At 74.5% G+C, this 9,766-nt stretch carries 7 protein-coding genes; 5 read left to right on the top strand and 2 right to left on the bottom strand.

Annotation, left to right across the window (positions count from 1 at the left end; translation table 11 throughout):
• On the top strand, positions 1-2,189 hold a 2,189-nt coding region (locus ADY59_RS33610; protein ID WP_156325893.1), incomplete at its 5' end, for a tetratricopeptide repeat protein.
• On the opposite strand, the gene ADY59_RS33605 is transcribed toward ADY59_RS33610, so the two are convergent.
• Positions 2,176-3,699 carry a PucR family transcriptional regulator gene (locus ADY59_RS33605; protein ID WP_049570903.1) on the bottom strand — a complete coding sequence of 508 codons (1,524 nt, stop codon included), beginning with the start codon at positions 3,697-3,699 and terminating at the stop codon, positions 2,176-2,178. The genes ADY59_RS33610 and ADY59_RS33605 overlap by 14 nt on opposite strands.
• 93 nt (positions 3,700-3,792) lie before the next feature.
• On the opposite strand from ADY59_RS33605, the gene ADY59_RS33600 reads away from it, so the two are divergent.
• Genes ADY59_RS33600 through ADY59_RS33590 form a run of 3 tightly spaced genes read left to right on the top strand, consistent with a single transcriptional unit; the run spans position 3,793 to position 7,639 of the window.
• Complete coding sequence (locus ADY59_RS33600) at positions 3,793-5,982, top strand: molybdopterin cofactor-binding domain-containing protein (RefSeq protein WP_049570900.1); 2,190 nt, start codon at positions 3,793-3,795, stop codon at positions 5,980-5,982.
• Positions 5,966-6,199, top strand: a complete 234-nt coding sequence (locus ADY59_RS33595; RefSeq protein WP_049570897.1) for an EF-hand domain-containing protein — start codon at positions 5,966-5,968, stop codon at positions 6,197-6,199. The genes ADY59_RS33600 and ADY59_RS33595 overlap by 17 nt, the downstream gene beginning before the upstream one ends.
• 60 nt (positions 6,200-6,259) lie before the next feature.
• A complete protein-coding gene (locus ADY59_RS33590) occupies positions 6,260-7,639 on the top strand; it encodes an NCS2 family permease (RefSeq protein WP_082310606.1) in 1,380 nt (459 codons plus the stop codon).
• Here ADY59_RS33590 and ADY59_RS33585 read toward each other — a convergent pair.
• Positions 7,636-8,484 carry an excalibur calcium-binding domain-containing protein gene (locus tag ADY59_RS33585; protein ID WP_049570893.1) on the bottom strand — a complete coding sequence of 283 codons (849 nt, stop codon included), beginning with the start codon at positions 8,482-8,484 and terminating at the stop codon, positions 7,636-7,638. The two genes, ADY59_RS33590 and ADY59_RS33585, sit on opposite strands and share 4 nt — an antisense overlap.
• Before the next feature lie 161 nt (positions 8,485-8,645).
• On the opposite strand from ADY59_RS33585, the gene ald reads away from it, so the two are divergent.
• Positions 8,646-9,761 carry an alanine dehydrogenase gene (ald, locus tag ADY59_RS33580; protein WP_049570890.1) on the top strand — a complete coding sequence of 372 codons (1,116 nt, stop codon included), beginning with the start codon at positions 8,646-8,648 and terminating at the stop codon, positions 9,759-9,761.
• Positions 9,762-9,766: the final 5 nt, after the last annotated feature.

Genomic DNA, 9,766 nt, shown 5'->3' with positions numbered 1-9,766 from the left:
GGGGCGGGCCGGCGGCAGGGCGGGGGCCGGTGGTCCCGAGGGAGTTGCCGCGGGATCTGGGCGGGTTCGTGGGGAGGAGGCTGGAGATCATCAGGATCCAGACGCACCTGGCGCCGTGGGACGGTTCGGCGCCGAGCCCGCTGGTGGTCATCTCCGGCCCGCCGGGCGTGGGCAAGTCCGCCCTGGCGGCGCGGGTCGCGGCCATGGTGAAGGACCGCTTCCCCGACGGTCAGCTGTACGTGAACCTGCGCGGCGCGACGGCCGGCATGCCGGGCCTGGAGGCGCTGGAGGTGCTGGGCCGGTTCCTGCGCGCGCTCGGCGCGGCCGGTGACGCCGTCCCGGCGGACGTGGACGAGGCGGCGGCGGCCTGGCGCAGCCGGATGGCGGGCCGGCGGATGCTGGTGCTGCTGGACGACGCCGCCGGGATGCCGCAGATCCGGCCGCTGCTGTCGGCGCCGCGCGGCACGGCGGTCCTGGTGACCAGCCGTGAGAGCCTCGCCGCGGGCGACGACTCGGTGCAGCTCCACCTGCCCAGGATGGACGCCTGCGAGGCCGTCGCGGTGCTGTCGAAGCTGGCGGGCGCCGACCGGATCGCCGCCGACCCGGAGGAGACGGCCAGGCTGGTGCGGTACTGCGACGGCCTGCCGCTGGCCCTGCGGATCGCCGGCGCCCGCCTGGCCGACCGCCCCGACTGGAGCGTGGCCGCGCTGAACGCGCGGCTGGCTGACGAGCGCAGGCGGCTGCACGAACTGGAGGCCGGGGAGCTGGCCGTCAGATCCAGCCTGGCGACCGGCTGGAGCGCGCTGGCCCGCGGCGGGCGGCCGCTCGACCGGCTGGCCGCCCGGACGCTGGCCCTGCTCGGCCTGCCGCACGTGCACGACGTGACCGCCGAGGCGGCCGCCGCCCTGCTCGGCACCGGCGTCCAGGAGGCGGAGCGGGCCCTGGAACGACTGGTCGACGCCCACCTCCTCGACCAGTCCGGCTCGGACGCGGCCGCACCGCCCCGCTACCAGCTCCACGACCTGGTACGGCTCTTCGCCGCCGAACTGTCCCACGGCGAAGAGCCGACCGGGGATCCGGCGCCCGGGGATCCGGCGCCCGGGGATTCGGCGCCCGGGGATTCGGCGCCCGGCGCGACCGCCGGGCAGTCGCGGGCGGGCGAGGCGGGCGGGGCGCTCGCGCGGGTGCTGGGCTATTGGATCGCCTCGGCCCGCCTGGCCAGCACCACCATGGACCCCCACCGCGTGCAGCCCGACGGCCCGGAACTGGACCCGGTGGACGCGGCGCCGCATCACGTGGGCGACGCGGACGAGGCGCGGGAGTGGCTGGCCAGGGAGCAGCCGAACCTGGTGGCCGCCGCCGGCCAGGCCATGGAGTCCCCGGACGAGCGGCTGGCCAGGCTGGGCGTGGCGCTCGTCTTCGCCCTCCAGTGGTACCTGCACGCCGCGCACGACTCGGCGAACCTGATCGCGCTCAACCGCCGGGCGCTGCTGGTCAGTGAGCGGTCCGGCGACCGGCTGAGCACCTACCACGCGCTCGGCCACCTCGCCGGCGGGCTCAGCTTCCAGCGCCGCACCGGCGAGGCCGTCGAGCACCTGCGCGCCCAGCTGGAGCTGGCGCGCGAGCTCGGCGACCGGTTCAGCGAGCAGCGGACGCTCGGCAACCTGGCCAACACCTTCCTGGTACGGCGCGAGTACGGGCGGTGCCTGGAGCACGCCCGCGCCCAGCTCGCGCTGGCCAGGGAGATCGGCTCCCAGGTGGGCGAGCGTTACGCGCTCATCATGCTCGGCCACGCCCACCACGGGCTGGGCCGTACCGCCGAGGCGCGCGAGGTCCTCACCGGGGCGCTGGCGGGGGCGCGGCGCGTCGGGGACGTCAGCCACGAGGGGCTCGTGCAGACGGCGCTGGGCGAGATCTGCCTCGACGAGGGCGACCCGGCGGCGGCGCTGGAGCCGCTGCGCGAGGCGCTCGGGCTGCGCCGGGTGAACTGGTTCAGGATCGGCGAGCTGCGCTGCCTGGTCCGCCTGTCGCAGGCGCATCGGGCGCTCGGCGCTCCCCGGGCGGCGCTGCCGTACATCACCGAGGCGTTGCCGCTGGCCGTGGAGCTGGGCAACCCGGAGTGGCTGGGGCTGACCGAGGACGAGCACGCGGCGGTGCACGGGCTGCTGGGCGGGGTCAGCCGGCTCTGAGCGCCAGGTAGAAGTCGACCCGGTCGGTCATCGTGGACAGGTCCCTGCCGGTGAGGTCCTCCACCCGTTTGACGCGGTAGCGGACGGTGTTGACGTGCACGTGCATCCGCTCGGCGCAGGCGTTCCAGGAGCCGGCGCAGTCGAGGAACGCGCGCAGGGTGGGTACCAGCTCCGACTGGTGACGGGCGTCGTAGTCCAGGACCGGGCCGAGCAGGTGGCCGGCGAACGAGCGCCGCACGTCACCGGGCACGGTGGCCAGGAGCAGCGCGTGGGTGTAGATCTCGTCGCTGGTGACCACGCCGCCGTCGCGCGCCCCGGCCAGCCGCCTGGCGTGCCCGGCCTCCTCGATCCCGCCCCTGAGCGCGCCCGCCCCGGTCAGCTCCCCGCTCACGCCGGCGCACACGCGGGTGCCCGGCAGCGCGCCGAGCACCTCCGCGCCGGCCCGCAGCCCGGCCGCCACGTCCCCGGCGGTCCGGCCGCGCAGCGGCACCACGGCCACGGCCGCGTCGTCCCGCTCGGCCGCCACCACCTCGCGCCCCAGCAGCTCCTCCAGCACGACCGCGTCCACGCCGACGCCCTCCCGCCGCCCGGGAGGGCGGGCGGCGCCCGGCGGCGGGTCAGGGTTCTCTCCTGGACGTGGCGCGGGGTGAATGGTGGCGGTGACGACGGTGTAGGGCTCGGCGGGGTCGAGGCCGCAGGTGCGCAGGCGGGCGGTGAGACCGGCGGCGTCGGAGCTCGTCAGCGCGGCGGTGACGAGCTGGCCGGTCAGCCGGCGCTCCACCCGCCGCCCCTCCTCCATCCGCCCGCGTTCCAGCGCCACGAAGTCGGCCAGCTCGTGCCCGAGGTCGGCCCGGTCCAGCAGGTCGCCGTCGCAGGCCAGGGCCCACCCGGCGGAGCGGGGCCCGCGTCCGACGGCGAACAGCGTGTGCCCGCCGGCCAGGCACGGCAGCCGGGGCGCCGCCAGGTAGGCGCGCGCCAGCCGTACCGGATCCGCCGGCGCGCCGGCGATCACCTGCCCGGTGGCGGAGACGACGGCGCCCGTGACGCCGAGTTCGGCGGCGGTGACGGCGAAGAGCTCGGGCAGTCCGGCGCCCCCGGCGACGGCGGCGACGAGCCGGCGGTGGCGGCCGAGCGCGTCGCGCGCGTCACCCGACAGGCGGGGCGCGACCAGCTCGGCGAGCGTGCGGAAGGACGTCTCGGTGGGCACCTCCAGCAGCGGCAGCCCGGCCTCCCGGCAGGCGCGCACGAGGTCGTCCGGCACGTGCCCGAGCCAGGCCTGACCGGCGCCGAGGGCCGCCACACCGGCCTCGGCGAGCGCGGCCACGAAGCGGCGCGAGTCGGCGGCGGTGTGCCGCCACAGCAGCCCGGTGAGCACGAGCTCGCCGCCGGACAGGTAACGCCCCGGCTCGGGGAGGTCGGTGATGTGCACGGTGCCGAACTCGCGCGCGGCGTCGCCGGCGAGCAGCGTCAGCCGCAGCTCCCCGATGGCCAGAAGGTCGCTTATCCGCACTTGGAGGAATATACAAGGCGGCCGGTGAACCGCTTACCGCGATTTCACGCGGCGCGCATTACGGGGCCCGGCGGCCGGTGCTCTACTCGAAGGATGACGGAGACGGCGAGGGCGTCACGGCACGGCGTCGGCGAGAGCGCGCGGCGGCCGGACGCGGCGCTGAAGGTGACGGGCGAGTTCGCGTACGCGTCGGACCTGTGGCTGGAGGGCATGGTGTGGGGCGCGACGCTGCGCAGCCCGCACGCCTCGGCGTGGATCCGGTCGATCGACGTGGGCCCGGCGCTGGCGATCCCGGGCGTGCGGGCGGTGCTGACGCACGAGGACGTGCCGGGCGAGAAGTTCTACGGCCTGGAGCGCAGGGACCAGCCGGTGCTCGCCGTCGACCAGGTGCGCTACCAGGGCGAGCCGGTCGCGCTGGTGGCCGCCGACCATCCGGAGGTCGCGCGGCGGGCGGCGGCCGCGATCAGGGTGGCGTACGAGCCGCGTCCCGCCGTCACGGACCCGCGTGAGTCCCGCGAGTTCGTCAGGAGCCAGCCGGTGGTGAAGGGCGACACGTTCGAGGCCGAGGTGGTCGTCACCGGCGAGTACGAGGTCGGCATGCAGGACCAGGCGTTCCTCGGCCCGGAGTCGGGCCTGGCGGTCCCGGCGGAGGACGGCGGCGTCGACCTGTACATCGCCACGCAGTGGCTGCACGTGGACCGCGACCAGCTCGCCCCCTGCCTGGGCCTGCCGCCGGAGAAGGTGCGGCTGACCCTGTCGGGGGTCGGCGGCGCGTTCGGGGCCAGGGAGGACCTGTCGATGCAGGTCCACGCGTGCATGCTGGCGCTGCGGCTGGACCGGCCCGTCAAGATCGTGTACGGGCGTGAGGAGTCGTTCTTCGGGCACGTGCACCGGCATCCGGCGCGGATGCGCTACGAGCACGGCGCCACCCGCGACGGCCGGCTCGTCTACGTCAAGGCCGACATCCTGCTCGACGGCGGCGCCTACTGCTCCTCCTCCCCCGCCGTGGTGGGCAACGCGGCGTCGCTGGGGGCCGGCCCGTACGAGGTGGCGAACGTGCGGGTGCGGGCGACCGGCGTCTACACCAACAACCCGCCGTGCGGGGCGATGCGCGGGTTCGGCGCGGTGCAGGCGTGCTACGCCTACGAGTCGCAGATGGACCGGCTGGCCGAGGCGTGCGGGCTGTCGCCGGTGGAGATCCGGGTGCGCAACGCCGTCTCGCAGGGCTCGGCGCTCATCACCGGCCAGGTGATCGACTCGCCCGCGCCGCTGGCGGGGATGCTGCGCGAGCTCGAACGCTTCCCGCTCCCGCCGCCCACCGGCCGCGACCTGCGCGGGCTGCCGGGCGGCGTCTCGCAGACCACGCACGGGGAATCGGTGCGGCGCGGCGTCGGCTACGGCGTGGGCATCAAGAACATCTGCTTCTCGGAGGGCTTCGACGACTACTCCACGGCGCGGGTGCGGGCCGAGCTGGTCGGCGGCCGGCCGCACGTCACCGTCCACACGGCGGCCGCGGAGGTGGGGCAGGGCCTGGTGACGGTCCAGGCCCAGATCGCCCGTACCGAGCTGGACGTGGACGACGTGACCGTGGCGACGGCCGACACCTCGGTGGGCTCGGCGGGGTCGTCGTCGGCCTCGCGGCAGTCGTACGTGACGGGGGGCGCGGTGCGGGAGGCGTGCCGGGCGGTGCGCGAGCGGTTCGGCGGGCTGCCGGCGCGCGAGGCGCTGGAGCTGTACGGGCCGATCGAGGAGACGCGCGAGTACCGGCACCGGCCGACCTACCCGCTGGACCCGGCGACCGGGCAGGGCGACTCGCACACGCAGCTGGCGTTGTGCGTGCACCGGGCGGTGGTGGACGTGGACGTGGAGCTGGGCCTGGTCAAGGTGGTGGAGCTGGCGGCGGTGCAGGACGTGGGCCGCGTCCTCAACCCGCAGGCGCTGGAGGGCCAGATCCACGGCGGCTCGGCGCAGGGGCTGGGGCTGGCGCTGATGGAGGAGATCCAGGTGCGTGACGGCAAGGTGCTGAACCCGTCGTTCACCGACTACCTGATCCCCACCATCCTCGACATGCCGCCCATGGCGATGAAAATCCTGGAAAATCCAGACCCGGCCGCGCCGTACGGATTGCGCGGCGCGGGCGAGCCTCCGACGCTGTCGTCCACCCCCGCGATCGCGGCGGCGGTGCGGGCGGCGACGGGACTGCGGTTGACGCGCGTTCCGATCAGACCCGAAGATATCGCCTTGGTTCGAGACGGGGAGGATCCCAATGACGGACGCGCGTGAAGCGGCCAAGGCGGAGTTCACACGGTTCGACGCCGACGGCGACGGCCTGCTGACGGCCGAGGAGATCAGGAAGGCCAACGACGCCCTCGGCGGGCTCGGCGCCTCCGAGGCGGAGATCGAGGCGTTCATCGCCTCGGCCGACCGCGACGGCGACGGCCGGGTCGGGCTGGAGGAGTTCGCCGCGCTGGTGGGCGGCGGGCGGCACGAGCAGGCGTGATCACGTCCCCCGCCGGGTAGGCCACCCGGCACTCCCCCTTGATCGCGAGGGGGGTTGGCGGTGCTCGACAGGTTCTTCGAGCTGTCCGGGCGGGGGACCACCGTCGGCCGTGAGGTGCGTGGCGGCATCACCACCTTCATGGCGATGGCGTACATCATCCTGCTCAACCCGATCATCCTGGCCGGGGCGCAGGACGTCACCGGCGCGAAACTGACGATCGCGCAGCTCACGACCTCGACGGCGCTGGCGGCGGCCATCTCGACGCTGCTCATGGCGGTGATCGGCAACGCGCCGCTCGGGCTGGCGGCCGGCCTGGGGCTGAACGCGGTCGTCGCCTACCAGGCGGCGCCGTTCATGACGTGGCCGCAGGCGATGGGCCTGGTTGTGCTCGAAGGCTTCGTCATCATCCTGCTGGCCGTGACCGGGCTCCGCACCCTGATCATGAACGCGATCCCGCTGGCGCTCAAGCACGCCATCAGCGTCGGGATCGGGCTGTTCATCGCGCTGATCGGGCTGGTCGACGCCGGGTTCGTGGCGCGCGGCACCGGCACGCCGGTGCAGCTCGGCGCCACCGGCCACCTGTCGGGCTGGCCGGTCGCGGTGTTCTGCTTCGGGCTGCTGCTGATGATCGTGCTGTACGTGCGCAGGACGCCGGCGGCCATCCTCATCAGCATCGCGGTGACCGCGGCCCTGGCCGTGCTGGTCAACTCGGTGGCCACCGTCGAACCGGGGGCGTGGGGCGTGGTGACGCCGCACCTGCCGGAGCGGCTGGTCGCGGCGCCGGACTTCGGGCTGGTGGGCCAGTTCGACCTGTTCGGCGGGTTCGCCAGGGCGGGCGTGGTGACGGCGACCGTGGTGCTGTTCACGCTGGTGCTGTCCGGGTTCTTCGACGCGATGGGCACGATCATCGGCGTCAGCGACGAGGCCGGGCTGGTGGACGAGCGCGGGCGGGTGCCTCGGCTGGGGCGCATCCTCACCGTGGACGGCGTCGCCGGCATGGTCGGCGGCGCGTCGAGCGCCTCGGCGAACACCGTGTTCGTGGAGTCGGCGGCCGGCGTCGGCGAGGGCGCGCGGACCGGGCTGGCCAGCGTCTTCACCGGGGCGCTGATGGCGCTGACGCTGCTGTTCACGCCGCTGGCCGCCGTGGTGCCGGCCGCGGCGGCCGCTCCGGCGCTGGTGCTGGTCGGGGCGCTGATGATGACGCAGAGCAGGAACGTGCCCTGGCACGACCTGGACGTGGCGGTGCCGGCGTTCCTGACGATCGCGCTGATGCCGTTCACGTACTCGATCACCAACGGGGTGGGGGCCGGGGTGATCGTCTACACGCTGATCAAGGCGGCGCGGGGCAGGTTCGCCGAGATCCCGTGGCTGCTGTGGATCGTGTCGCTGGTCTTCCTGGCGTACTTCGGGATCAGCGCGCTGCAGGAGCTGTTCGGCTAGCGCAGGTCGCCGGTGTTGCAGGCGATGCCGTTGTTGTCGACGTCGGTGTACCACTCGTATTCGGGGCGGATGCCCTTGGTGTAAGGCCCGAAGCCGGCCGCCAGCGCTTCCTTGCAGCCGGCGAACTTGGGGTCGAGGCCGCCGGCGCCCGTGTCACCGGGGTTGTCGCTGGTGGGCGCACCCGCCGTGGGCGCACCCGCCGTGGGCGCACCCGCCGTGGGCGCACCCGTCGTGGGGGCGCCGGTCGGCTGCCCGGAGGCGGGCGGCGCGGTGCCGCCCGACAGGCGGGCCGCCAGGGCCTCGGCCTCCGCCTTGGCGAAGCCGACGATGCTCAGGCTGTCGCCGTCCATGGCCTGCGTGACGATCGGCGCGGCCACCACCGTCCTCGGCACCAGCACCACGGCCACCGTCCGCTGGTCGGTCACCTGCTCGTCGATGAGGTCGGCGAGCTTCTGCTTGAACGCCGGCGCGACCGCGATGCGCACCGAGTAGGTGCCGTCGGGCTCGCGGACCGCCCCGATCTCCTGCACGGCGTTGACCGTGACGCCGTCCTCCAGCAGGTAGCAGGTGGTCTGCGCGTCGTCGAGCGCCGCCTCCTCGCCGGGGCAGGGGGCGGCCTTGGTGTCGCGCACGGGGGCGAAGTGGATCGGCACCGACAGCCGCTGCGGCGGGTCGCCGCCGAGGAACGGGCTGTCGGGGCTGCGGGTCATCAGCACGGCGATGGTGCCCAGCACGCCCGCGATCAGCACGACCAGGACGAGCGAGACCGTCAGCACGATGGTGGTGAGCCTGCTGGCCCGCGGCGGCCCCGGATCGGCGGGTGGCGGCTCTTCCGGCTTGTCCAACGTTGACGACCCCATCCTGACGTCCGTGCTGCGGGCGAGCCTATCGAGGACTTCCGGATGCCGGGTAATCAGCCGAATATTTCTCGCTTATCCGTGAAGAGGGACAAGGGAGCAAGCATTCCGGTATCTCCCGGCTTCCGGTGAGAAGGGGGTGACCCTCGATGAAGGTCGGCGTTCCCCGTGAGGTCAAGAGCGGCGAGCACCGGGTGGCGATCACCCCGGCCGGCGCGCACGAGCTGGTACGGCACGGGCACCAGGTGTTCGTCGAGCACGGGGCGGGTCTCGGCTCGTCGATCCCCGACGCGGACTTCGCCGCCGCGGGGGCCCGGCCGCTGCCGGACGCGGACGCGGTGTGGGGCGAGTGCGACCTGGTGCTCAAGGTCAAGGAGCCGGTCGCCGAGGAGTACCACCGGATGCGCAAGGGCCAGGTGCTGTTCACGTACCTGCATCTGGCGGCTTCCCGGGCGTGCACGCTGGCGCTGCTGGAGGCGGGCGTCACGGCCCTCGCCTACGAGACCGTGCAGACCCCGGACGGCCGGCTTCCGCTGCTGGCGCCCATGTCGGAGGTGGCGGGCCGGCTCGCCGCGCAGGTCGGCGCCTACCACCTGATGCGCCAGGGCGGCGGCAGGGGCGTGCTCATGGGCGGCGTCCCCGGCGTGCGGGCGGCCCACGTGGTGGTGATCGGGGCCGGCGTGTCCGGCATGAACGCGGCCGCCGTCGCGCTCGGCATGCAGGCCGAGGTGCTGCTGCTGGACCGCGACCTCGACAAGCTGCGCCAGGCGGACCTGCTCTACCAGGGCCACTGCCAGACGGTCGCCTCGAACACGCTGGAGATCGAGCGGGCGGCGCGCGAGGCCGACCTGGTGATCGGCGCGGTGCTGGTGCCCGGGGCCAGGGCGCCCACGCTGGTGACGGACGAGCTGGTCAGCCGGATGAAGCCGGGCTCGGTGCTCGTGGACGTCTCCATCGACCAGGGCGGCTGCTTCGAGGGCTCCCGCCCGACGACGCACGCCGAGCCGACCTACCGGGTGCACGACTCGATCTTCTACTGCGTGGCGAACATGCCGGGCGCCGTCCCGCACACCTCGACGTACGCGCTCACCAACGCGACGCTCCCGTACGCGCTGGCCGTCGCGGACCACGGCTGGGCCGCGGCGGCCCGCGACGACCCGGCCCTGGCGGCGGGCCTGAACACGCACGGCGGGCTGCTCACCAACCGGCCCGTGGCCGAGGCGCACGGGCTGGACCGGACCAGCCCGCAGGACGTGCTCGCCTGACGGCG

Source organism: Nonomuraea sp. SBT364 (assembly GCF_001083785.1).
Classification (GTDB): Bacteria; Actinomycetota; Actinomycetes; order Streptosporangiales; family Streptosporangiaceae; genus Nonomuraea.
This window is presented reverse-complemented; position numbering and strand designations above follow the sequence as displayed.